The sequence below is a fragment of the Asanoa sp. NPDC049475 genome (genome assembly GCF_040676915.1).
GTDB lineage: Bacteria > Actinomycetota > Actinomycetes > Mycobacteriales > Micromonosporaceae > Asanoa.
Map to the genome: position 1 here is coordinate 814,031 of NZ_JBFAPY010000004.1, position 23,155 is coordinate 837,185.

Annotated in this window: 21 protein-coding genes and 1 riboswitch; of the genes, 10 read left to right on the forward strand and 11 right to left on the reverse strand. The window is 72.6% G+C overall.

The features are described 5' to 3' along the window. Positions 1 to 59 precede the first annotated feature (59 nt). The 3 genes from AB0J88_RS19425 (at position 60) to AB0J88_RS19435 (ending at position 6,302) form a co-directional block, all read left to right on the forward strand. Positions 60 to 4,625, forward strand: coding sequence for an ATP-dependent helicase (locus AB0J88_RS19425; protein WP_364344510.1), 4,566 nt, complete (start codon positions 60 to 62; stop codon positions 4,623 to 4,625). Positions 4,626 to 4,933: 308 nt separating this feature from the next. Next, complete coding sequence (locus tag AB0J88_RS19430) at positions 4,934 to 5,440, forward strand: SigE family RNA polymerase sigma factor (RefSeq protein WP_364342381.1); 507 nt, start codon at positions 4,934 to 4,936, stop codon at positions 5,438 to 5,440. After that, entirely contained in the window at positions 5,433 to 6,302 is an 870-nt protein-coding gene (locus AB0J88_RS19435; RefSeq protein WP_364342378.1) for a hypothetical protein, read from the forward strand. The genes AB0J88_RS19430 and AB0J88_RS19435 overlap by 8 nt, the downstream gene beginning before the upstream one ends. On the opposite strand, the gene AB0J88_RS19440 is transcribed toward AB0J88_RS19435, so the two are convergent. Continuing rightward, entirely contained in the window at positions 6,249 to 6,851 is a 603-nt protein-coding gene (locus AB0J88_RS19440; protein ID WP_364342375.1) for a phosphoribosyltransferase family protein, read from the reverse strand. The two genes, AB0J88_RS19435 and AB0J88_RS19440, sit on opposite strands and share 54 nt — an antisense overlap. Before the next feature lie 91 nt (positions 6,852 to 6,942). On the opposite strand from AB0J88_RS19440, the gene AB0J88_RS19445 reads away from it, so the two are divergent. Continuing rightward, on the forward strand, positions 6,943 to 8,349 hold the full coding sequence (locus AB0J88_RS19445; RefSeq protein ID WP_364342372.1) for a hypothetical protein: 1,407 nt from the start codon (positions 6,943 to 6,945) through the stop codon (positions 8,347 to 8,349). Between the two features lie 49 nt (positions 8,350 to 8,398). Here the strand turns inward: AB0J88_RS19445 and AB0J88_RS19450 are convergent, their stop codons facing one another. Then, positions 8,399 to 9,325 carry an LLM class F420-dependent oxidoreductase gene (locus AB0J88_RS19450; protein ID WP_364342369.1) on the reverse strand — a complete coding sequence of 309 codons (927 nt, stop codon included), beginning with the start codon at positions 9,323 to 9,325 and terminating at the stop codon, positions 8,399 to 8,401. Positions 9,326 to 9,343: 18 nt separating this feature from the next. On the opposite strand from AB0J88_RS19450, the gene AB0J88_RS19455 reads away from it, so the two are divergent. Genes AB0J88_RS19455 through AB0J88_RS19465 form a run of 3 tightly spaced genes read left to right on the forward strand, consistent with a single transcriptional unit; the run spans position 9,344 to position 11,467 of the window. Continuing rightward, complete coding sequence (locus tag AB0J88_RS19455) at positions 9,344 to 9,850, forward strand: GNAT family N-acetyltransferase (protein WP_364342366.1); 507 nt, start codon at positions 9,344 to 9,346, stop codon at positions 9,848 to 9,850. A gap of 3 nt (positions 9,851 to 9,853) precedes the next feature. Next, positions 9,854 to 10,627, forward strand: a complete 774-nt coding sequence (locus tag AB0J88_RS19460; protein ID WP_364342363.1) for an SAM-dependent chlorinase/fluorinase — start codon at positions 9,854 to 9,856, stop codon at positions 10,625 to 10,627. Positions 10,628 to 10,669: 42 nt separating this feature from the next. Continuing rightward, positions 10,670 to 11,467 carry a DNA-formamidopyrimidine glycosylase family protein gene (locus AB0J88_RS19465; RefSeq protein WP_364342360.1) on the forward strand — a complete coding sequence of 266 codons (798 nt, stop codon included), beginning with the start codon at positions 10,670 to 10,672 and terminating at the stop codon, positions 11,465 to 11,467. A gap of 124 nt (positions 11,468 to 11,591) precedes the next feature. Here AB0J88_RS19465 and AB0J88_RS19470 read toward each other — a convergent pair whose 3' ends face one another. From AB0J88_RS19470 to AB0J88_RS19500, 7 genes are all read right to left on the reverse strand, one after another. After that, a complete protein-coding gene (locus AB0J88_RS19470) occupies positions 11,592 to 12,377 on the reverse strand; it encodes a hypothetical protein (protein WP_364342357.1) in 786 nt (261 codons plus the stop codon). Positions 12,378 to 12,393: 16 nt separating this feature from the next. Further along, the gene (locus AB0J88_RS19475) at positions 12,394 to 13,308 is read right to left on the reverse strand and encodes a PspA/IM30 family protein (RefSeq protein WP_364342354.1); all 915 of its coding nucleotides are present in this window, start codon (positions 13,306 to 13,308) and stop codon (positions 12,394 to 12,396) included. 172 nt (positions 13,309 to 13,480) lie between these two features. After that, positions 13,481 to 14,014 carry a helix-turn-helix transcriptional regulator gene (locus AB0J88_RS19480; RefSeq protein WP_364342351.1) on the reverse strand — a complete coding sequence of 178 codons (534 nt, stop codon included), beginning with the start codon at positions 14,012 to 14,014 and terminating at the stop codon, positions 13,481 to 13,483. Positions 14,015 to 14,172: 158 nt separating this feature from the next. Further along, entirely contained in the window at positions 14,173 to 14,682 is a 510-nt protein-coding gene (locus tag AB0J88_RS19485; RefSeq protein ID WP_364342348.1) for a CinA family protein, read from the reverse strand. Between the two features lie 20 nt (positions 14,683 to 14,702). Continuing rightward, positions 14,703 to 15,335, reverse strand: coding sequence for a CDP-diacylglycerol--glycerol-3-phosphate 3-phosphatidyltransferase (gene pgsA / locus AB0J88_RS19490; RefSeq protein WP_364342345.1), 633 nt, complete (start codon positions 15,333 to 15,335; stop codon positions 14,703 to 14,705). Beyond that, positions 15,332 to 16,810: a 30S ribosomal protein S12 methylthiotransferase RimO gene (gene rimO, locus AB0J88_RS19495; protein ID WP_364342342.1), complete on the reverse strand. Its 1,479-nt coding sequence runs from the start codon at positions 16,808 to 16,810 to the stop codon at positions 15,332 to 15,334. The genes pgsA and rimO overlap by 4 nt, the downstream gene beginning before the upstream one ends. Before the next feature lie 23 nt (positions 16,811 to 16,833). Continuing rightward, entirely contained in the window at positions 16,834 to 17,742 is a 909-nt protein-coding gene (locus AB0J88_RS19500; protein ID WP_364342339.1) for an ornithine cyclodeaminase family protein, read from the reverse strand. Between the two features lie 98 nt (positions 17,743 to 17,840). Further along, a riboswitch (guanidine-III (ykkC-III) riboswitch) is annotated at positions 17,841 to 17,912 on the forward strand. A 7-nt stretch (positions 17,913 to 17,919) separates the two neighbouring features. Between AB0J88_RS19500 and AB0J88_RS19505 the strand changes: the two genes are divergently transcribed. Further along, positions 17,920 to 18,195: a hypothetical protein gene (locus AB0J88_RS19505; protein WP_364342336.1), complete on the forward strand. Its 276-nt coding sequence runs from the start codon at positions 17,920 to 17,922 to the stop codon at positions 18,193 to 18,195. Here AB0J88_RS19505 and AB0J88_RS19510 read toward each other — a convergent pair. Continuing rightward, on the reverse strand, positions 18,146 to 20,635 hold the full coding sequence (locus AB0J88_RS19510; RefSeq protein ID WP_364342333.1) for a DNA translocase FtsK 4TM domain-containing protein: 2,490 nt from the start codon (positions 20,633 to 20,635) through the stop codon (positions 18,146 to 18,148). The genes AB0J88_RS19505 and AB0J88_RS19510 overlap by 50 nt on opposite strands. A 119-nt stretch (positions 20,636 to 20,754) precedes the next feature. On the opposite strand from AB0J88_RS19510, the gene AB0J88_RS19515 reads away from it, so the two are divergent. Further along, complete coding sequence (locus AB0J88_RS19515; protein ID WP_364342330.1) at positions 20,755 to 21,183, forward strand: YbjN domain-containing protein; 429 nt, start codon at positions 20,755 to 20,757, stop codon at positions 21,181 to 21,183. Beyond that, a complete protein-coding gene (locus AB0J88_RS19520; protein WP_364342327.1) occupies positions 21,180 to 22,736 on the forward strand; it encodes a YbjN domain-containing protein in 1,557 nt (518 codons plus the stop codon). The genes AB0J88_RS19515 and AB0J88_RS19520 overlap by 4 nt, the downstream gene beginning before the upstream one ends. On the opposite strand, the gene AB0J88_RS19525 is transcribed toward AB0J88_RS19520, so the two are convergent. After that, positions 22,733 to 23,128, reverse strand: a complete 396-nt coding sequence (locus tag AB0J88_RS19525; protein WP_364342324.1) for a DUF2784 domain-containing protein — start codon at positions 23,126 to 23,128, stop codon at positions 22,733 to 22,735. The genes AB0J88_RS19520 and AB0J88_RS19525 overlap by 4 nt on opposite strands. Between the last annotated feature and the right edge of the window lie 27 nt (positions 23,129 to 23,155).

Consider the following 23,155-nt stretch of genomic DNA (forward strand, 5'->3'; position numbering starts at 1 on the left):
TTTGATAGCGCCACGTGTTTCTGTCACACCCCTCGGGCAGGATTGCTGTCGTGGACGTGATGGAGAGTTTCGGGCCGGCGACCCGGGAGTGGTTCGCCGCCGCCTTCGCCGCGCCCACCGAGGCCCAGGCCGGTGCCTGGAAGGCGGTGGGTGCTGGGCGCAATGCCCTGGTGGTGGCGCCCACCGGGTCCGGCAAGACGCTGGCCGCGTTTCTCTGGTCGCTCGACAAGCTGTCCCGCGAGCCGCTGCCGGCCGAGCGCAAGCAGCGGTGCCGCGTCCTCTACGTGAGCCCGCTCAAGGCGCTCGCCGTCGACGTCGAGCGCAACCTGCGCGCTCCGCTGACCGGCATCCGGCAGGCGGCCGGGCGGCTCGGGCTGCCGCCGCCCGACATCACCGTCGGCATGCGCACCGGTGACACGCCGGCCGACGAGCGGCGGACCTTCGCGCGCACCCCGCCGGACATCCTGATCACCACGCCCGAGTCGCTGTTCCTGCTGCTCACGTCGGCCGCGCGCGACTCGTTGCGCGGGGTCGAGACGGTGATCATCGACGAGGTGCACGCGGTCGCCGCGACCAAGCGGGGGGCGCATCTGGCGCTGTCGTTGGAGCGGCTCGACGAGTTGCTGCCCAAGCCCGCCCAGCGGATCGGGCTGTCGGCGACCGTGCGGCCGGTCGACGAGGTCGCGCAGTTCCTCGGCGGCGCGCAGCCGGTCGACGTGGTGCGGCCGGCCACCGCCAAGACGATCGAGGTCAGCGTCCAGGTCCCGGTCGAAGACATGACGCGGCTCGACGAGGTCGAGGAGCCGGGCGGCGGCGACGAGCTAGGCACCCCGCGGCGCGCGTCGATCTGGCCGGCGGTCGAGGAGCGGGTCTACGACCTGATCACCCGGCACCGGTCGACGATCGTCTTCACCAACTCCAGACGCAGCGCCGAGCGGCTCTGCGCCCGGCTCAACGAGCTGGCGGTCGAGGCGGTCGAGGAGATCGCGGCGGGTGGGTCCGCACGGTTGCCGGCCGAGATCATGGCGCAGGCCGGTGCGGCTGCCGGCGCCCCACCGGTGATCGCCCGTGCCCACCACGGCAGCGTCTCCCGCGAGGAGCGGAAGAACACCGAAGAGGCGCTCAAGTCGGGTGCGCTTCCGGCCGTGGTCGCGACCTCCAGCCTGGAGCTGGGCATCGACATGGGCGCGGTCGACCTGGTGATCCAGATCGAGGCGCCGCCGTCGGTGGCCGCGGGCCTGCAGCGGGTCGGCCGGGCCGGCCACCAGGTGGGAGCCGTCTCCCGCGGGGTGGTCTTCCCCAAGCACCGCGGTGACCTGGTCTCCTGTGCGGTTGTCGCCGAGCGGATGGGCGAGGGCGCGATCGAGGAGCTGCGCTACCCGCGCAACCCGCTCGACGTGCTGGCACAGCAGGTCGTCGCGATGGTGGCGCTCGACCCGTGGGCGGTCGGCGACCTGTCGGTGCTGGTGCGCCGGGCGGCGCCGTTCGCGGAGCTACCCGACTCGGCACTGCACGCGGTGCTCGACATGCTCTCGGGCCGCTATCCGTCGACCGCGTTCGCCGAGCTACGTCCACGGTTGGTCTGGGACCGCGCGACCGACCAGCTCACCGGTCGTCCCGGCGCCCAACGGCTGGCGGTGACCAGCGGCGGCACGATCCCCGACCGCGGGCTGTTCGGCGTCTTCCTCGCCGGCTCCGAGCGCGCGGCCCGGGTGGGCGAGCTCGACGAGGAGATGGTCTACGAGTCGCGGGTCGGCGACGTCTTCCTGCTCGGCTCGACCTCGTGGCGCATCGAGGACATCACGCCCGACCGGGTGCTGGTCTCGCCCGCGCCCGGCCAGGCGGCCCGCATGCCGTTCTGGAAGGGCGACCAGATCGGCCGGCCGGTCGAGCTGGGCCGGGCCATCGGCGCCCGGCTACGCACGCTGGTCAAGCAGGATTCGGATGCGGCGGTCGGCGCCTTGAAGGAGGGCGGTCTCGACGACTGGGCGGCCGGCAACCTGATGGCCTACCTGACCGAGCAGCGGGAGGCGACGCGCTCGTTGCCCGACGACCGCACGGTGGTGGTCGAGCGGTTCCGCGACGAGCTCGGCGACTGGCGGATGGCCGTCCACTGTGTCCTCGGTGCCCGGGTCAACGGCCCCTGGGCGCTTGCGGTCGGGCAGCGGCTGGCGGAGCGCTACGGCGTCGACGCCCAGGTGATGCCCTCCGACGACGGCATCGTCGTGCGGCTGCCCGACACGGCCGACGAGCCGCCGGGCGCCGACATCGTGGCGTTCGACCCCGACGAGATCACGCAGATCGTCGAGGAGGCCGTCGGTGGGTCGGCGCTGTTCGCCGCCCGGTTCCGCGAGTGCGCGGCCCGCGCGTTGCTGCTGCCGCGCCGCGACCCGCGCCGGCGGCAGCCGCTCTGGCAGCAGCGGCAGCGCTCGGCGCAACTGCTCGACGTGGCCCGCGAATACGGCGACTTCCCGATCACTCTGGAGGCGGCCCGCGAGTGCCTGCAGGACGTCTTCGACGTGCCGGGGCTGAGCGGCCTGATGCGCGATCTGGCCGCCCGCAAGGTGCGCCTGGTCGAGGTCGAGACCCAGCGGCCGTCGCCGTTCGCCCGGTCGCTGCTGTTCGGCTACGTCGGCGCTTTCCTCTACGAGGGCGACTCCCCGCTCGCCGAGCGCCGGGCGGCCGCGCTGGCCCTCGACTCGGCGCTGCTGGGCGAGCTGCTCGGCCGGGTCGACCTGCGCGAGCTCCTCGAGCCGGCGGTGGTCACCGAGACCGAGCGGCAGCTGCAATGGCTGACCCCCGAGCGGTCGCCGCGCGACGCAGAAGACGTGGCCGAGCTGCTCCGCCTGCTCGGCGACCTCTCCCCCGCCGAGCTGACGCTGCGGGGCGCCTCCGTCGAGTGGGCGACCGAGCTGGTCGCCGCCCGGCGGGCGCTGCTGGTGCGGATCGCCGGCGAGGACCGGTTCATCGGCATCGACGACGCGGGCCGCTACCGCGACGCGCTCGGCGTGGCGCTGCCGGTGGGCATCCCGACCGCTCACCTCGAGCCGGTGGCCGACCCGCTCGGCGACCTGATGGCCCGCTACGCCCGCACGCACGCGCCGATCGCGGCCATCACCGCAGCGGCCCGCTTCGGGCTCGGCGTCTACGTGGTGGAGCAGTCGTTGCGCCGGCTCGCCGCGACCGGCCGGGTCGTCTCCGGCGAGTTCTCCCCCGGCGGCGCGGGCAGCGAGTGGTGCGACGCCGAGGTCCTGCGGATGCTGCGCCGGCGGTCACTGGCCGCACTGCGCCGCGAGATCGAGCCGGTGCCACCGCGGGTGCTGGCCACCTTCCTGCCGCGCTGGCAGCAGGTCGGCTCGTCGGCCCGCGGTGTGGAGGCGGTCGAGGCGGCCGTCGAGCAGCTACAGGGCCTGGCGGTGCCGGGTTCCGCGCTCGAGCGGCTGGTGCTGCCGGCCCGGGTGGCCGACTACCAGCCCGGCTACCTCGACGAGCTGTGCGCGAGCGGCGAGGTGGTCTGGGCCGGCGGCGGCGCCATCTCGGGCGGCGACGGCTGGGTCACGCTGGCCTACGCCGACTCGGCGCCGCTGCTGCTGCCGGTCCCCGACGACGCGCTGGCACTGACCCCGCTGCACGAGGCGGTGCTGTCCGCCCTGTCCGACGGTCAGGCGCTGTTCTTCCGCACCCTCTCCGACCGGGTCGGCTCCACGGACGACTCCGACCTGGTCGCGGCGGTCTGGGACCTGGTCTGGGCCGGCCACCTGACCAACGACACGCTGGCACCGCTGCGCGCCGTGCTCGGCGCCGGCGGCGCACACCGGTCGCGGCCGAGCACGCCGCGCACCCGCTACCGCCGCCCGGGCGGCCGAGCGGTGATGCCGAGCCGCACCGGCCCGCCGACGGTGGCAGGCCGCTGGTCCCGGCTACCGGAACGCGACGCCGACCCGACCCGCCGAGCCGCCGCCCTGGCGGACGTCCTCCTCGAACGCCACGGCGTGGTCACCCGAGGCGTAGCCGCCGCCGAGGGCGTGACGGGCGGCTTCGCAGCGGTCTATCCGGTGCTCGCGGCACTGGAGGAACGCGGAGCGGCCCGCCGCGGCTACTTCGTCGAGGGGTTGGGCGCGGCCCAGTTCGCGGTGCCGGGCGCCGTCGACCGACTACGCGCCATCGCCGACCGCAACGACCGCGTCGAGGCGGTCGAAGAGCCACCGGGCCGCAGCCGCACCACCGGCGGCTTCGCCCTGGTGCTGGCAGCAACCGACCCGGCCAACCCCTACGGCGCGGCCCTACCGTGGCCGGACCGCGCGGTCGACTCGGGCGAGGGCCAACCCGGCCCGGCGACGGGCCACCGAGCGGGCCGCAAGGCCGGCGCCCTGGTGGTCGTGGTCGGCGGAGACCTGACCCTCTACGTGGAACGCGGTGGCCGGACCCTGCTTTCTTTCACCGACGACCAGGAGTCGCTGACCGCCGCGGCGAAGGCTTTGGCCGACGCTGTTCACACCGGGGCGTTGGGTGCTTTGTCGGTCGAACGCGCGGACGGCGAAGGCGTCTACGCGTCGCCGCTGCGAGATGCGCTGACGTCGGCGGGCTTCCGGGCGACCCCACGCGGCCTACGACTACGCGGATGACCGAAACGGCGGGGCAACGCCCACGCCTAGCACGCAGAAATGGCCGAGGCGGCCAGCGACTACGCGGCTAACCGAACGCCGTGGCAACAGCCGGTGGCCGGCACTGCGACCTTCCGGCGGTCAAATCCGCTCGGCCGCCGTCGGCCTCGCGCTGGTGCGTCCCGGCGCGCGTGATTGTCGGTCTGTATGAGGCCACGCCGACGTGGTGCGGAGCCGTCCGGTGCCCGCGGTGGGATCCGGGTTGGGATTTCTGCAACCTTCTGGCTGGCTCGGGCGTATATCCCGCATCTGGTGTGGCGGAGGGGTGGATGGACGGCGCACGCGAGGCGGACTTCGACGAGTTCTACCGGGCTGGTCGGCGGCGCATGTTGGGCTACGTCTACGTGCTCACCGGCGACGTTGTCGAGGCTCAGGACGTCGTGCAGGAGGCGTTCGTCCGGGCCTGGCAGCGGTGGGCGACCGTCGGGCGCTATCCGGATCCCGAGTCGTGGGTGCGGGTCGTGGCCGCCCGGATCGCGATCAGTCGGTGGCGGGGGCGGCGCAGTCGGGCGCGGGCGTACGCCCGGCACGGTGCTCCGGCCCCGGTCGACGGGCCGACGCCCGACACCGTGGCGCTGGTCGGCGCGCTGCGGCAACTGCCGGGCAACCAGCGGACGGCGCTCGCGCTGCACTACGTACTAGGGATGTCCGTCGCTGACATCGCGACCGAGACCGACGTCGCCGTCGGCACGGTGAAGGCCCGGCTGTCCCGGGGCCGGGTGGCGTTGGCCCACCTGCTCGGTGACGACAACATGGCGGAGGTGAACCGTGGCTGATCTCGAAGAGCTGGCCGGTCGGCTCGACCACGAGCTTCCCGACGTCGCGTGGGACGAGCCCGATCAGATCCGCCTGCGCGGCCGCACCAGGACCCAGCGGCGCTCGATGGTGTTGGCCGCCGTCGGTGTTCTGGTCGTGTTCGCGGGCGCTGGATGGCTGGTCACCGGCCCCCGCTCGACACCCGCCGCACCGGAGCCGACCGCGACCTCTCCGGCGCCGACCTCCCCCGCTCCCACGCCGCCGCCCACCGAGGACGCCGACTTCGACGGGTCGAAGCTGTTCCCGAAGTCCGCCCTGCTGCAGCCGGCCGACGTCGGCGCCGGCTATCACGTCGAGAACGAGTACGGCTACTCGCCTGGCACCTACCCGACGTGGCTGTTCGGCCGGGACGACTGCCCGGCCTACGCCGGCCTGCAGATCACGGCCTACAAGTCCTACCTCTGGTATCGGCACGCCTACCTCGAACACGGCGAGCAGCGCGTCTTTCTGGAGGGCAGCCGCTTCCCCGCCGGGGCGGCCAGCCAGGTGATCGCTGACGTCGACCGGGTGACGTCAGCGTGTGAGAGCTGGGAGACGCAAGGCGGCGAGGCCACCACCGAGCAGCGGCCCGGGAACACGACGACCACGTACACCGTGCTGGCGAAGGATTTCGCGGGCGATCAGTCGCGGTTGGTCCGGCTGCGGGTCCGCACCGTCGGCCTGGACGGCGCCGAGCTCTCGCACGGCGCCATGACGGTGGCGGTGGTCCGGGTGGGCGACCGGGTCAGCTTCGTCATGACGGAGAGCGACAAGCCGGAACGGGTGCGGCTACTCGGCCAGCGCGCCGCCGACCGGCTGTGCACCGCCGACGACACCTGCTGACGCCCGGTCGAAGACGTGCGGGGCCAGCCGGGCGCAGCAGCGCAGGTTGCGGTAGCGGCCCTGGTAGTCGAGGCCATAACCGACAACGACGCCAGCGGGTACGTCGAAGCCGACATACCGGATGTTGGCGTTCTGGGCGCCGGGCTTGCGGAACAGGCCGAAGAACTCGAGTGACGCGGGGCCACGGGCGCGCAGGTTGGTCATCAGCCAGGCCGCCGTGAGCCCTGTGTCGATCACGCCGTCGACGATCAGGACGTCGCGGCCCGCCACGTCCACGTCGATGTCCTTGCGGAGGCGGACCGCCCCGGAGCCGCCCTGGCCGGCGCCGTACGAGGTGATGCCCATCCAGGTGATCTCCACGTGCCGGTGCAGGGCACGGGCCAGGTCGACGGTCACCGTCGCCGCCCCGTTGAGCACTCCCACGAGGAGCAGGTCGCGCCCCGCGTAGTCCGCTTCGATCCGCGCGGCCAACTCGGCCACACGGGCGGCGATCTCGTCTTCGGTCGCGAGGACCTCGGCCACGTCGTCGATCACGTGCGCGTGCTCCACGCGCCTCAAGCTACCCCACTTCGCCGCCGAACCCCCATCACACGAACGTGCGGGGCGGGCGCCGGGCACCCGCGCCTGGCACCATCAGTGCGTGCCGCTCACCGCATCCCGTGCCCTCGTCCGGCAGACCGAGCGCTGGTTCGTCCGGCGTGGCGTGCCACAGATGATCGCCGGGTACGACTTCCGCCGGCACGTGCTCCCCCGCATGGCTCCGTACCTGGCGATGGTCGCGGTCGTCGACATCGCCTGGTTCGGCTCGCTCGCCGCCGGCGCCGAGGGGCGGACCCACGACCTGATCGGGCTCGCCGCCCTCGTGGTCGCGCTCGCGGCCTGGCCCGCACTGGCCGCCCTGAGCCGCCGGATGCCCAGGTTCTCGCTGGTCACGGCATGGGCATTGCTGGCCGGGTACGCGATCCTGCTCGCCGCCGTGCCGCTGGCCGCGCTCAAGGTCGGTTGGTCGGGCGAAGGAGTGGCCAAATACCTGCTGGCGGCCGCGGCGACCACGGCGGGCGGCTACCTGGTGGTCACCTACGGCCTGCTGCCCCTGCTGCGCAGCGCCGTCCGGCACGCCATCGACGACATGCGCAACAGCCTGCGGCTGCAGGGGCGCGCGCTGCCGATGCTGCTGTTCGTGACGTTGTTCTTCTTCTTCACCGGTGAGCTGTGGCAGGCGATGCACCGGCTCGGCTGGGACCGGGTCGGTTGGGTGCTGGCCCTGTTCGCGGCGGTGACGATCCTGGCCAGCGCGGGCCGGTTGCGCGACGAGATCGGCCGGGTCGAGCGCGACCTGCGGCCCGACCGGCTGAGCCACGCCTGCAAGCGCACACCGCTGTCCATGGTGGACATGTCCGACGTGACGCCGCACGGGGAGCCGCTCGCTCCGGTCCGGCTGACCAACGGTCAAATCACAAACCTGCTGGTCATCCTCGCCACGCGCCAGCTCGTACAGGCCGCCGTGGTCGGGCTCGGTCTGTTCGGCTTCTTCGTGTTGCTGGGTTTCCTGATGGTCAACAGGGAGACCGCCGCGCAGTGGATCGGCGCCGACCCGGTCATGGTGGGTTCGGTGCCGGTCGCGCTGTTGAAGAACGCGGCTGTGCTGGCCGGGTTCGGGAGCATGTACTTCGCCGTCACGTCGATGATCGACGCGGAACAGCGACACCAGTTCTTCGCCCCGATCCTCGACGAGGTCGAGCGCGTGTTGGCCGTGCACGCGGTCTACCTGACGATCCGCGGCATCGTCCTGCCGGACGCCCCAGCCATCCGGCCATACCAAGCGGATTCAGCCACCGGACCAGGCTCCGCCGAGCAGCCGGATTCGATAGCCCAGCCGAGCGCGCCCTCACCGGTCGCCAGCGCGGACGGAGCCGCGGACCCGCGAACAGCACCGACGGAGACGATAGCCGGCCGAACCGCCGGCGCGGCCGAAACTGCCGCGCCGGCCCAGACCTCCAGAACTAGGCCCGCGCAGGCAAAGCAGCGACCGGAAGCCTCGGCCTAGTTCGCCGGCGCCTCCTCCCCCAATCCCGAGGCGGCGCCGGCGACACGCGTCAGGTCAGCTGCGGGGCGATCTCCGCGGCGATCAGCTCGATCAGGTCCAGGTCGCGCAGGTCGCGCATCTGCAGGAACAGCCGGGTCGCGCCGGCTTCCGCGTACGCGCCGAGGTCGTTCACGATCTTGTTCGGCGTGCCGATGACCGCGCCGTCGCCCGAGTCGGTGTCCAGGATGTCGGTGCCCCAGCGAGCCCGGACCTCCGCATCCGTGCGTCCACTCACGACGGTCACCGCGGCCGACTTGACCGGCAGATCGGTGCGCCCGGCGAAGACGCAGGCGTCGTCCACCAGCCGGTAGATCCTGGCCACCTCGGCCGCCGACCGGAACGGCACGTTGAACTCGTCCGCGAACCGCGCGGCCAGCGCCGGGGTGCGCTTCGGACCCGCGCCGCCGATGATGATCGGTGGCCGGGGCGACTGGGTCGGCTTGGGCAGGGCGGGCGAGTCGACGATGCTGTAGTGCTTGCCCGCGTAGTTGAGCCGCTCACCCACCGGCAACGCCCACATCGACGTGAGGATCTCGAGCTGCTCCGTCAACCTGTCGAACCGCTCGCCGACCGGCGGGAACGGGATCGCGTAGGCCTGGTGCTCCGCCTGGTGCCACCCGGCTCCGAGGCCGAGCTCGATCCGGCCGCCGCTCATCTCGTCGACCTGCGCGACGCTGATGGCCAGCGGGCCTGGGTGGCGGAAGGTGGCCGAGGTGACCAGGGTGCCGAGCCGAACCCTCGAGGTCTCCAGGGCCAGGCCGCCCAGCGTGACCCACGAGTCGGTCGGGCCGGGCAGCCCTTCGCCGCCGTCGGTGTGGACGTAGTGGTCCGAGCGGAAATAGCCGTCAAAACCGGCGTCCTCAGTCGTACGAACGGCCCTGACCTGGTCGGCGAAACTGGCACCGAATTGGGGTTCGGTGAAGATGCACAAGCGCATGTATGCCAACCTAACCCGATGCTTCCCTCGACCGACTGGCAGATCCGCCAGTCCTTCAGCGGCGACGACCGGGAGGCGCTGGACGAGTTCCATCAGCGCACCTGGGGCAGCCCGATCGTGGTGGTGCACGACGAGGCGATCGACCTGCGTACGCTGCCGGCCCTGGTCGCCGTCGACTCCGACGGCAAGTTCGCGGGCGCGCTGTCCTGGCGGGTCGACGGCGACGCCCTCGAGATCGTGAGCATCGCGGCCGCCACCAGCGGGGCGGGCGTCGGCACGGCGCTGCTCGACGCGGTTGTGGCCGAGGCCCGGGCGGCCGGGTCGAGCCGGGTCTGGCTCGTCACCACCAACGACAACCTCGGGGCACTGCAGTTCTATCAGCGGCGTGGGATGCGCATCGTCGGCGTCGACCAGGGCGCCGTCGACCGCGCCCGGCGGATGAAGCCGAGCATCCCGACGGTCGCCGACAACGGCATCCCCATCCGCGACGAGATCCGCCTCGAGCTGAGGATCGAAGGTCACTGACCAATGTGGATCAGCTTCACCACGGACTACGGCCGGTTCGACGGCTTCGTGGCCGCCTGCCACGGCGCGATCGCGAAGATCACGCCAGCCGCCCGGATCATCGACATCACCCACGACGTGCCGCCCGGTGACGTCGCCCGGGGCGCCGTCGTGCTCGCGCAGACCGTCGGTGACCTGCCGACCTCCGTACACCTGGCGGTCGTGGACCCTGGCGTGGGCACGGCGCGGCGGCCGGTCGCGCTGCGTACCCCCGGCGGAATGCTCGTCGGTCCGGACAACGGCCTGTTGATCTGGGCGGCGGACGCGTTGGGTGGGGTCACCGAGGCAGTCGACCTGCGCAACCCCGCCTGGCTGGCGCCGGTGGTGACCCGCACCTTCCACGGCCGCGACATCTTCGCGCCGGTAGCCGCGCGGCTCGCCGGCGGAGCGCCGCTGGCCGACGCCGGCCCCGCGATCGAGCCGGCCGACCTCGTCCGCCTGGCGGAGCCGCCCACGGCCCACGGCGACGGCTGGCTGGAGGCGGCGGTGCTCTCGGTCGACCGGTTCGGCAACGTCCAGCTGGCCGCCAAGGCCGACGCCCTGCCGGCCGCGAGCACCGTGCGGGTCGCCGACCAGCCGGCCGTGATCGGCGAGACCTTCGCCGACGCCGCACCCGGCGCCCTCGTGGTGCTGGTCGACTCGGCGGGCCAGGTCGCGGTGGCCGCCAACGGCGCACCGGCCGACGTGGCCCTCGGCGTGCGCCCCGGCGACGTGCTCCGGATCACTGTCGAGCCCTGACGCCGGGAGGACCGACGCCCACCGGTGCGGCACGATGGAAGGGTGCCCGAAGGTGACACGGTCAGGAACACCGCCCGCACGCTCCAGCGCGCGATCGGCGGCGGCGAGCTGACGGCGTCCGACTTCCGGATCCCGCGGCTGGCCACGACGAAGCTCACCGGCTGGCGGGTGCTGGAGTCCACCGCGCGCGGCAAGCACCTGCTGCTGCGCCTGCGCGACCCGGCGGGCACCGACCGCACGCTGCACTCGCACCTGCGGATGGACGGGGCGTGGCGGGCGTACGCGCCGGGCGAGCGCTGGGCGGCCAAACCCGCCCACCTGATCCGGGTGGTGTTGCGCACGGCGGACGCGGTCGCGGTCGGCTACCACCTGCACGACCTGACGCTGGTGCCGACGGCCCGCGAGTCGGAGCTTGTCGGCCACCTCGGCCCGGACCTGCTCGGCCCCGACTGGGACCCGGCGGAGGCGGTGGAGCGCCTGTCCGCGCATCCCGACACAGCGATCGCCGAGGCGCTGCTGGACCAACGCAACCTGGCCGGGATCGGCAACCTCTACAAGGCGGAGACGCTGTTCCTGCGGGGGGTCTGGCCCTGGACCCCGGTGCGGGCGGTGGCGGACCTGCCGGCCATGGTCTCGCTCGCCCAACGCCTGCTGGCCAGCAACCGGGGGCGCTGGACACAGACCACCACGGGCTCGCTGCGCAAGGGGGACGCCAACTACGTCTACGGCCGCCGCGCCCAACCCTGCCGCCGGTGCGCCACCGCGATCCAAAAGGCCGAGCAAGGCGAGCGGGTGACCTATTGGTGCCCTCGTTGCCAACCCAAACCCGACGATCTTTAAAAGCAGGATTTCGCGCGTCCGCGGTGGGCACGACCGCACGCTCCCGCGCGCACCGCTCGCTCCGCGTCGCTGCCGGGCTCGCGGGGGTTTTCTTCTCCGAGTGGCGGAAGGACCAGCCGGCCAGCTAGGAAGCGGCGCGCATCGGGTCTGGGGTGGTGGTGCGTAGCTCGGACAGGCCCGAGGCGACGCCGCGTAGCAGGTCTGAGGCTTCCGTCAGGCGGGAGACCGACGGGTGGGTCGTGCCTAGGCGGCCGTCCTCCGCTACGTAGGCGGCTGCGGCCGCGACCAGGCGTTCGTAGGCCGCTACGCCTTCGTCGAGCTGCTGGGTCAGGTCGCGGTGGGCTTCGGTCAGGCCTGGCTTCGCGTCCGGTGGGGCCAGCCGCAGCGCCTTCTCCACGCCCGAGACCCGGTGGGCCAGGTCGCGCAGTGAGTCCTCGGCTACCGCGGCCTCCAGGACCGCGCTGCCGCCCATGCCGGTCAGGCGCGGCGCCAGGCTGCTCAGGGTCGTCGAGGCGCGGTCCAGGCGGTCCCAACCTGCCGCCGCCGTGCTGCCGCGCATCGCGAAGCGGCCCTTCTGGCGGCGTACCTCGGCCAATGCGGAACGGCCTCCCGGCGCCGACTCGACGGCGGCGATGAAGCGGGCTCGGGTGCGTTCGGCGGCCAGGGCCGGGTCCGGCGCCGGCGGGGCCGGGAGGGCCGACAGGCGGCGCAGGTCGGCCCAGCGCCAGCCGGCCAGGACCAGCGAACCGCCCGCGGCGGCCGCCCAGGCGGCGTCGGGCAGGCCAAGGCCGGCGTAGGGGGTCAGGACGGCGGCCGCGCCCGCCAGGCCGGCGCCGGCCACGCTCCAGCGGCGGGCGGAGCTGCGCAACCGGCGTAGTCGCCGGAAGTAACGGGTCCGCGCGTCGGCCACTTCTGTCCCCCAGGTCTTAGCCGGCGGCGCTCGATCCGCCGGGGTTCTTGTCCTTGGACATGCTCGCGCGCAGCTCGTCGAGACGCGCTATCCCGGCGACGTCGGCCTTCTCGTCGGCCGTCTTGTCGCCGTTGCCCTGCTGAGCGTCGGCGGCGGCCTCGGTCGCGCCACCCACCGCGGGGCGTTCGGACGCGCTGCCCAGCTTCTCGCCGGCCATGCTCGCCCGGATCTGCTCCAGCCGGTCGGCACCGGCCATGTCGAGCGTCGAGCGCTGCACCTCGAGCATGCGGCCCTCGACCGAGTTGGAGGCCAGCTCGGCCCGGCCCATGGCGTTGGCGTAGCGGCGCTCGATGCGCTCGCGTACCTCGTCGAACGACGGGGTGTTGCCCGGCGCCGCGGTCAGCGACGACATCGACTCCAGCGAGCGGGCGACCGTCTCCTGCATGCGCGCCTGCTCGAGCTGGCTGAGCAGCTTCGTGCGCTCGGCGAGCTTCTGCTGGAGGATCATCTGGTTGTTCTCGACGGCCTTGCGGGCCTGGCCGGCGGCGTTGATCGCCTGGTCGTGCAGGCTCTTGAGGTCTTCCATGCCCTGCTCGGCGGAGACCAGCTGCGACGCGAGCTGCTGGGCGGTCTGCTCGTATTTCCCCGCCTCGGGCTCGTTGCCCTCGGCGCGGGCCTTGTCGGCGAGCACCAGCGACTGGCGGGCCATCGAACCGAGCTTCTCGACCTCGGACATCTGGCGGGACAGCTTCATCTCCAGCTGACGCTGGTTGCCGATCACGGCGGCGGCCTGCTGCACCAGGGCCTGGTGCTGGCGCTGCGCGTCCTCGACGGCCTGCTGGATCTGCACCTTCGGGTCGGCGTACTCGTCGATCTTGGCGCCGAACAGCGCCATCAGGTAGCGCCACCCCTTGACGAACGGGTTCGCCATGTCCGCGTTATCCCCTCGTGTCCGTGCCTACCGGCAGGCTTGGGTCCTCAGGCGTCACGCCACCGCCGCGGCGCGGCACCTTCGTTCCATCGTCTCAGGCGCACGCCAGCCGGTCACTGCCTTGGCAGCTATTGATCACAGTACGCGCGGTGAGAACCGGCGGCTATGGGACTCACGCGGCGAAGACACGGTCGCGGTCGCGCGGGCCACGCGTGTTGCGGGTGGCCCGCAGGGTGGCCTTGAGCGGCGACGTCTGGTGCACCGAAACGGACACCTTGCCGTCGGTCGCGACCTGCTGCACCGGTGCCTTGGCCCGGGCGGCGCCGGCCAGCGCGGCAGGTGCCGCCGGCTCGGGAGTCGCCGCGTTGGACGGGTCCAGCACAGGCGTGGGCGGCTCGACGCGGGCGGGCTGGAGCTCCGGCGGCTTCTCTTCGGAGCCACCGCCGACCCCGACCAGCACGCCCTCCATCTGCTCGGCCAGCGCCAGCGTGTCGCTGGCCTCGCGGAGCACCTGGGACAGCTGGGTGTCGAGGGCGTCGCAGATCGACGAGAGGAGCTCGCTCGAGGCCTCTTTCTGGCCGCGCTCGATCTCGGAGAGGTAGCCCAGGCTCACATTGGCGGCCGTGGAGACCTCGCGCAGGGTTCGATGCTGCCCCTGCCGGCGTGCGCGCAATGCGTCGCCGATCACCCGACGTAGCAGGACCATTCGCACCTCCCCCTCCGTCGTCGCCCCGACCTACGTCGAAGGCTTCCCGCAACCGTACCCGTTCTCCGCTTCCCCGACATCCTGCCCCGCCGGGTGAGGGGAGGACCCCCAAGAGTCAGAAATCCCTTTTGTCCGCGACTCGCCGAGACGCGGACCCGTCAGGAGCCCGAACTGTTCGCCACAGGCGAACGCATCACCGTCACCAGCGATTCCAGGGCATGGGAAACCGCGCCCGCTCGGATCGCCGCCCGGCCCCCTTCGAGCCGCAACTCGTCGACCTGGCGGCCGCCGGGTCCCGCCACCGCGACATAGACCAGACCCACCGGCTTCCCGTCCTGCGGTTCCGGCCCCGCGACGCCGGTCGTGGCCACACCCCAGTCGGCACCGCACACCCGGCGGACCCCGCTGGCGAGGGCCAGGGCGACGTCCGGGTCGACCGCGCCCTGGGAGGCCAGCAACGGCTCCGGCACGCCCACGAGCGACGCCTTGAGCTCGGTCGCGTAGACCACGACCCCACCCCGGAACACCGCGCTCACCCCGGCCACCTCGACGATCGTCGCGGCGAGCAGGCCGCCGGTCAGCGACTCCGCGACGGCGAGGGTCTCACCCCGTTCGACCAACAGGTGTACGGCGGGCGCGGCTTGGCTGGGATCGGGAACTGTAGTCACCAACCCATTCTTGCCCGCCCTCAGGCCGACGAGTCCGCGGAGTTGGCCGCCGGGGAGACCGGTGTCGCTCGGCGGGCCGAGCGGCGCAGGCGGATCGCCTGGAGGACGTAGTCGAGGCCCGTGACGACCGTGACCACGACGGCCGCGCCCATGATCCAGGGGCCGACGGGCTGGACGACGGACGGGACGGGCCACAGGTACCAGGCGATGGCCAGGATCTGGAGGGCCGTCTTCAGCTTCCCGCCCCGGCTAGCCGCGATCACGCCGTAGCGGATCACCCAGAAGCGCATCAGGGTGATGCCCCACTCGCGTACCAGGATGAGTGCCGTCACCCACCACGGCAGCGCGTCGTAGAACGAGAGCAGCACCAGCGCCGCGCCGGTCAGGGCCTTGTCCGCGATCGGGTCGGCGACCTTGCCGAACGGGGTGACCAGCGCGTACCGCCGGGCGATCCAGCCGTCGACCAGGTCCGTCGCGGAGGCGAAGGCGAAGGTCAGGCAGGCCGCGATCCGCCAGCCGGCGTGCTCGAGCTGTGAGGTGACCACCAGCGCCACGAAGACGGGCACCAGCAGAAGGCGCAGCAGGGTGAGGCCGTTGGCGGCATTGAGGATGGGTGCGACGGTCGTCGGTGCGGGGTCGGAGGCCCCGGTCACCGGCGGACCGCCGGGGAGGCCGCGCTCAGCATCTCGACGGGGACCGCGACCAGGTCGACGCCCTCGGACGACACCACGCGGGCGCGGACCAGGTCGCCGGGCCGCAGCGCGGCCAGGTCGACCGAGCCGTCGTCGGGGGCGACCAAGGTGGTCGAGCCGTCGACCTCGGGTGCCTGGTGCTCGCCGCGTCCCTCGACCACACCGTCGTCGACGGTGTCGACCAGCACGTCGACCGTGCCACCGATGCGGTCCTCGGCCCGCTGCGAGCAGAGCTCGTCGGCCAGCGCGCTCAGCTTGTCGAGCCGCCGCTTGATCGTGGCGCTCTTGACCTTGTCGGTGAAGCCGGCCGCCTCGGTGCCGTCCTCGTCGCTGTAGTCGAAGATGCCGATCGCGTCGAGGCGGGCCTCGGTCAGGAACCGCACCAGCTCGTCGAAGTCGCCTCGGGTCTCGCCTGGGAAGCCGACGATGAAGTTGGATCGCGCTCCCAGCGAGGGCGCCAGCGAGCGGGCCGACGCGAGCAGCTCCAGGAACCGCTCCGTCGAGCCGAACCGCCGCATCCGGCGCAGCACCGGCTCGCTGGAGTGCTGGAACGACAGGTCGAAGTAGGGCGCGACGCCGGGCGTGGTGGCGATCGCCTCGACCAGCCCGGGCCGGGTCTCGGCGGGCTGGAGGTAGCTCACCCGCACCCGGACGATGCCGGACACCGCGGCGAGCTGCGGCAGCAGCTTCTCCAGCGCCCGCTGGTCGCCCAGGTCCTTGCCGTAGGACGTCGAGTTCTCGCTGACCAGGACCAGCTCGCGGACCCCGGTGCCGGCCAGCCACTCGGCCTCGGCCAACAGCTCGTCGGGGGTACGCGAGACGAACGCACCCCGGAACGCGGGGATCGCGCAGAAGGTGCACCGCCGGTCGCAGCCGCTGGCCAGCTTGAGCGACGCGACCGGACCGGTGTCGAGCCGGCGCCGCAGCACGGTGCGCAGGTGGGCCGGGGTGTGCTCGTCGACGACCGCGTGCCCGGGCTGCACCACGGCCGCGGCCCTGCGCTCGACGGGGGTCAGGGGCAGCAGCTCACGCCGGTCGCGCGGGATGTGCGGGCTGATCGTCTCGCCGGCCAGCACCGCGTCGAGCCGGGCGGCGATGTCGGGGTAGTCGTCGAAGCTCAGGATCGCCTCGGCCTCGGGCAGGCTGTCGGCCAGCTCCTTGCCGTAGCGCTCGGCCATGCAGCCGGCCGCGACCACCTTGGCGCCCGTGTCGGCGGCGGCGAGCAGCGTCTGGATCGAGTCGTGCTTGGCCTTCTCGACGAAGCCGCAGGTGTTGACGAGAACCACGTCGGCACCCTCGCCGTCGGTGGTGACGTCCCAGCCACCGCCGTGCAAGCGGGCGGCCAGCTCCTCGGAGTCGACCTCGTTGCGGGCGCAGCCCAGGGTCAGCAGCGCGACCCGGCGACGGGCGGCATCGGTCGAGGAGGAAGCGGACACCTAACGAGGGTACCGGGCGCGAATCAGCCGACGTTAAGCAGCGCTGCGACCCGGTCGAGCAGAAACACCTCGGTGCCCGCCAGTCCCACGGACAGGAACACGGTGATCTCCTCCGCCGAGCTCCGCCCGGGTTCCAGCCCGGCGGCCACGGCACCCAGCGAGCGCAGGTCCCGCGTCGGGCACAACAGCGGCGGCTCGTAAGCCTCGGCCTGAGCCGGTGAGTCGGTGGCGATCAGCGCGGCCCGGGCCGGCACGTCCGGGCCGAACTCCGCCCGCCCGTGCTGCTTGAACCCGACCAGGTTGACGTGCGTCCCCGGTGCCAGGTCGGCCGCCGCCAGCACCGGCCGCTCGCTGGTGGTGGCCACGATCACCACGTCCTGGCCGCGCGCCGCCTCCGCCGCGCTGTCGACCGCCGTGGCCGCGATGCCGAGCTCGGCCCGCACCCGCGCCGCGAACGCCGACCGCCGGGCGCCAGAACGGCTGAACACCCGCACCGCCCGCACCGGCCGCACCGCGGCGGCGGCCCAGAGCTGCGTCCACGCCTGCCGTCCGGAGCCGATCACCCCGATCGTGGTGGCGTCGGGCCGGGCCAGCAGCTCGACGGCCGCGCCGCCGAGCGCACCGGTGCGCCGCGACCCGATCTCCTCGCCTACCGCGATCGCCCGGATCCGCCCGTCGCGGGCGTCGTGCAGCACCACGAGCTGCTCTCCGTCGGCGTGCCCGAAGGTGTCGTAGGAGCGGAACCCGTACCACTCGTCGGCGAGGTGGCCGGCGGTCATCACCAGGCGGCCGCCTTCGAGCACGGCGCTGGCCCGGGGCGGTGCGATCAGCCGGCCCTCGTGCGCGGCGACCAGCGCGTCGCGCATCGCGGCGACGGCGGTGGCCGCGTCGAGCCGGGCGGCGACGTCGGCATCGGTCAACAGCAATGGCACGCCATCAATCCTCGGAGTTGAACCTTGGTTGAGGTCAAACAACCACGCGGTGACCAATCCCACCAACCGGGGGGCATAAACCCCGCTAAGGTCTAGAACCGGTGACGCCACCCCGCGTCAACCCCGGACGAGTGGCGCTCCGTACCCGGTCGAGCAAAGACGGCAGCGCACCACACCATGCATATTGTCGACATTGTCGAAGTCATCGGCTCGCTGCTCATCCTCGCGGGCTTCGCCGCGTCACAGCTCGGCAAGCTGGACGCCCACTCCGTCCCCTACCTGGTGCTCAACGTCGTCGGCTCCGCCATCCTGGCGGTGATCGCGCTGTCCCAGCAGAGCTGGGGGTTCCTCCTGCTGGAGGGCACCTGGGCCGTCGTGTCGGCGGCGTCGCTGGTCGCCCGGTTCATTCGACGCGGAGACCGGCCAGAGCCTCCTCCAGCTCATCAGGCTTGACGAGCACGTCGCGCGCCTTCGAACCCTCGGACGGCCCGACGATGCCGCGCGTCTCCATCAGGTCCATCAGCCGCCCTGCCTTGGCGAAGCCGACCCGGAGCTTGCGCTGCAGCATCGAGGTCGAGCCGAACTGCGAGGTGACGACCAGCTCGATCGCCTGGATCAGCAGGTCGAGATCGTCGCCGATGTCCTCGTCGATCTTCTTCTTCGGGTCTTCGACCTTGGTCAGCACGTCGGGCCGGAACTCCGGCTCGCGCTGCTTCTTGCAGAAGTTGACGACGTCGTTGATCTCGGACTCGTTGACCCAGGCGCCCTGGATCCGCACGGGCTTCGAGGCGCCCATCGGCAGGAACAGGCCGTCGCCGCGGCCGATGAGCTTCTCCGCGCCGGGCTGGTCGAGGATGACCCGCGAGTCGGCCAGCGACGAGGTGGCGAACGCCAGCCGCGACGGCACGTTGGCCTTGATCAGGCCGGTCACCACGTCGACGGACGGGCGCTGGGTGGCCAGCACCAGGTGGATGCCGGCGGCCCGGGCGAGCTGGGTGATGCGGACGACCGAGTCCTCGACGTCGCGCGGCGCGACCATCATCAGGTCGGCGAGCTCGTCGACGACCACGAGCAGGTAGGGGTAGGGGCGGATCTCGCGCTCGCTGCCCGGCGGCGGCTTGATCTGCCCGGCCCGCACCTTGCGGTTGTAGTCGTCGATGTGGCGTACACCGGCGGCAGCCAGGTCGTCATAGCGCATGTCCATCTCGCGCACGACCCAGTCCAGCGAGTCCGCCGCCTTCTTGGGATTCGTGATGATCGGCGTGACCAGGTGCGGGATGCCCTCGTACGACGTCATCTCGACGCGCTTCGGGTCGATCAGCACGAGCCGCACCTCGTCTGGGGTGGCCCGGCTCAGGATCGAGACCAGCAGCGAGTTGAGGCAGGACGACTTGCCCGCGCCGGTCGCGCCGGCGATCAGGATGTGCGGCATCTTGGCGAGGTTGGCCACCACGTAGCCGCCCTCGATGTCCTTGCCGAGCGCGACGAGCATCGGGTGGTTGTCGGAGGTCGCCGCGTGCGAGCGCAGCACGTCGCCGAGCGCCACGTCTTCCCGGTCGGAGTTGGGGATCTCCACGCCGACCGCGCTCTTGCCCGGGATCGGGCTGAGGATCCGCACGTCGGGCGACTTCACCGCGTACGCGATGTTGCGCGACAGCTGCGTGATCCGCTCGACCTTGACGCCGTGCCCGAGCTCCACCTCGTAGCGGGTGACCGTCGGGCCGCGGGTGTAGCCGGTCACCGCCGCGTCGACGTCGAACTGCTCGAACACCCCGGTCAGCGCCGCGATGACCTCGTCGTTGGCCTTGCTGCGCGTCTTCGGCGCGCTGCCGCCGCGCAGCAGGTTGGCCGGGGGCAGCAGGTAGGCGCCCTCGACCGCGTCGATCGCGAGCTGCTCGGCCCGGGTCGGCAGCGGCGAGTGCTCCGGCGGCTGCGGCGGCTGTTTGCGCGCTGCCGGTGTCTTGGCCGTCTTGGTGCGTGGCAGCGCCACGGTGTCGTGCACGACCTCGTCGTCACCGTCGAACGGCTCGTCCTCGCCGAGGCCGAGCACCTTGGTGCTCTGCCGGCGGCGGGCGGGACGACGCCGGGCGGGCGGCTGCTCCTCTTCGTCGTCGTCGAACGGCTCCGGGGACAGCTCCTCCGCCGGCAGGGGCTTGCCGAGCAGCACCGCGACCAGCAGGCCGAGCCGCTCCGGCACCTTGCTGATCGGGGTCGCGGTGACCACCAGCACGCCGAAGAACAGCAGCAGCACCAACAGGGGCACGGCCACCCACTGGGTGAACGCGCGCTCGAGCGCGGAGCCGACAGCGGCGCCGATCAGGCCGCCGGCGTGGTCGCGCTGCGCGGTGTCGATCGGCGACTGGCTGATGTGCAGGATGCCCGCGGCGGCGACCAGCACCGAGCCCCAGCCGACCAGGCCGCGACCGCGGTGCTCGGGCTCGACCAGCGGCCGCATCAGCCGGACCGCCCAGAACAGCAGCAGCACCGGCAGCGCGACGGCGATCGCGCCGATGAACAGCCGCATGCCGTCTTCGATCCGCTGGCCGACGGGGCCGGCCGAGGAGAACCACACGGCGACGCTGGTCAGGATGGCCAGGCCGAGCAGCAACAGGCCGGCGCCGTCGCGGCGGTGCTCGGGGTCGAGCTCGCGGGCCGTGGCGGCCTGCCGGCCGAGACCCCGGACCATCCAGCCGACGCTGTGCGCGAGCCCCATCCAGAGCGCCCCGCCGGCCCGGCCGACCAGCACACCGACCCCGTTGGGCCGGCGCCGCTGATAGGTCGGGCGCGCTCTGGTGGTCGGCTTGGTGTTGGTGGTGCGGCCGCGGGTGGTCGTGCTGGCCCGGCTCGACGTCGCGGTGCGACGCCGGTTGGTCTGCGTCGCGCGGCCCGGCATGGTCTCACGGTAAGGGCCCACCGGTCACGCGCGGCGCGCGCCACGCCGCGACAATCCCTCGGCTTTCGCGTCCGGGCGGCACTGGTTGCCGGTCGCCCGACCCGCCTACTATCGCTCGCGTGGAGTCGCCGGGCGGAACGTTGCTTCCGCTGACCAACGAGCTGATCGCGGGCATCCTCGACGGGCACGGTTACGCGTTCACCCAGGATGCCGACGGCGATCTCGTCGGCCGCTGGGACGACAACCTGATCTACTTCTTCCGCCTCGGCCGGTCCGGCGAGATCCTCCAGATCCGCACGCTGGCCAGCCGGATCTTCGGGATCGACGACGTGCTGCCGCTCTACGACTTCTGCAACCGCTGGAACCAGGACAAGCTGTGGCCGAAGGCGTTCGTGCACGTCAACGACGACGGCACCGTACGCGTCCTCGGCGAGGTGGTGGCCGACCTCGAGCACGGCGTCACCAGCTACCAGCTCGACCAGTTGCTGGCCTGCGGCATCAGCAGCGGCTGCCAGCTCGCCGACTCGCTCGAAGGGCTGACCTGGTGAGCGACGCCCTCGAAAGCGCCCGCGACCTGCCGCCCGGCCCCGGCAAGGTGGCCGAGCTCGACGCCGTCGTGGCCTCCGCCGACCGGGCCGGTGACGTCCGCCTGGGCTTCGAGGCGCGGCTCGACCTGATCGACGCGTGCCTGGACGCCGCCGAGCCGGCCCGGGTGCTGGGGCTGTTCGCGTGGTGCCGCGCCGCCGCCGACCGCGAGCCGCTGCTCTTCACCGACACCGAACTGGCCCTGCTGCGCTACTACCACCTCTGGGCGGTCGGCACGTTCCGCGCGTCGCCGGGCGTCGGGCGCGCCGAGGCCGAGGCACTGCTCGACGACCTGGAGCGCCGGTTCCGGGAGGACCAGCGCCCGCTGTTCGCGATCCACCGGATGCGGGCGGAGATCGCCGACCACCTCGGCGACCTGCCGGCCGCCGAACAGTGGCTGGCGCGCTGCACGGCCGAGCTGCCCGAGGCGGGCGACAGCGAATGGTTCTCCGACGGCCAGCCGGGCGACGCGGGCTTCTGCCCGTCCTGCTACCCCGCCGACCAGGCGTTCCTGCACGCGGCCTGGGGTGACTGGCAGGCGGCGGTGGACGCGGCCGAGCCGGTGCTGCGGGCCGGGGCAGCCTGCCCCGAGCAGCCGGAGCGGGCACTGGCCGCGGTGATGATCCCGTACCTGCACCTGGGCCGGGTCGACGAGGCGGTGACGGCACACCTGCGGGCGTACCGGGGGCATCGGCTGGACCGGTCGTCGTTCCCGCTGCTCGCCGACCACCTGCGGTTCTGCGCGCTGGCCGGGCTGGCCGGCCGCGGCGTCGACCTGCTCGAAACCCATGTGGGCGACCTGGACGACCCGTACGACGAGCTGTCGGCGATGCGCTTCGCGGCGGCCGGCACGCTGGTCTGCCGGCGGGCCACCGCGGAAGGGCTGGGCGACCGGCGCGTGCACCGGCCCGCCCACGGCGAGCGGCCGGCCGCCGACCTGACGGTGCGCGAGCTCGGCACGGTGCTCGCGGCCGTGGCGGCGACGCTGGCGACCCGGTTCGACGCCCGCAACGGCACCGACCACCAGTCCCGGCTGGTCGGCGACTGGCTGGCCGAGCTGCCCGTGGTCGTCGGCGGCCCGGTCCGGCTCGACGAGCTCGACGACACGCCCCTCGGCCCGCTGACCCTCGAGGCCATCATCGAGGTGTTGGACGCCCGCGGTGACTACTACACGGTCGACGACGACGGGCTGGTGGGCGGCCGCTGGCCCGGCGCGTACATCCAGTTCGAGCGGTTGGGCGAGCGTCGGGAGATCCTCCAGGTGCGGGTGGTGGCCGAGCGCCGCCTGCCGGTCAACCGGCTGGTCGAGGCCTACGAGTTCTGCAACGCCTGGAACCACGACAAGCTGATGCCGAAGGCGTACGTGCACGACGGTGGCGAGGGCCTCCTGCTGCTGGCCGGCGAGGTGACCACCGACCTGGAGCACGGAGCGACGACCGGCCAGCTGGCCAGCCTGGTCAACGCGGCGATCGCCACCGGCACCACCTTCGCGGCGGCCGTGGCGGATCTGCCCTAAACCCGTTCCCTGCGCATCGAGACCGCCTCGGCGCGGGACCTTCGGCGGCGCCACAGCGCGAAGATGCCGACGTACGAGACCAGCACGATCAAGGCCAAGATCGCCTGGGCGGCGTGCACGTACCGCTCGGGATAGAGGGTTCCCTCGATGTAGGTGTCGACGAACCCCCTGGTCAGCGGCGGCTCACCGGCGTGCCCTAGCGCCCAGTTCTGGGCGTACGTGAGCGGGCAGTTGAGCCCGAAGCCGATCAGCGCGATGCCCCAACCGATCGCGGGCAGGTGGAACCAGAGCGCTTTCGGCCACTTCCACGCGAGGAAGCCGCCGAGCAGCACGTACGCCATGAAGGCGAAGTGCAGGGCCAGGAAAACGGTCGCGAGCTCTTTCCACCCCACGATCGCGAGCGTATGACGGATCCGGCG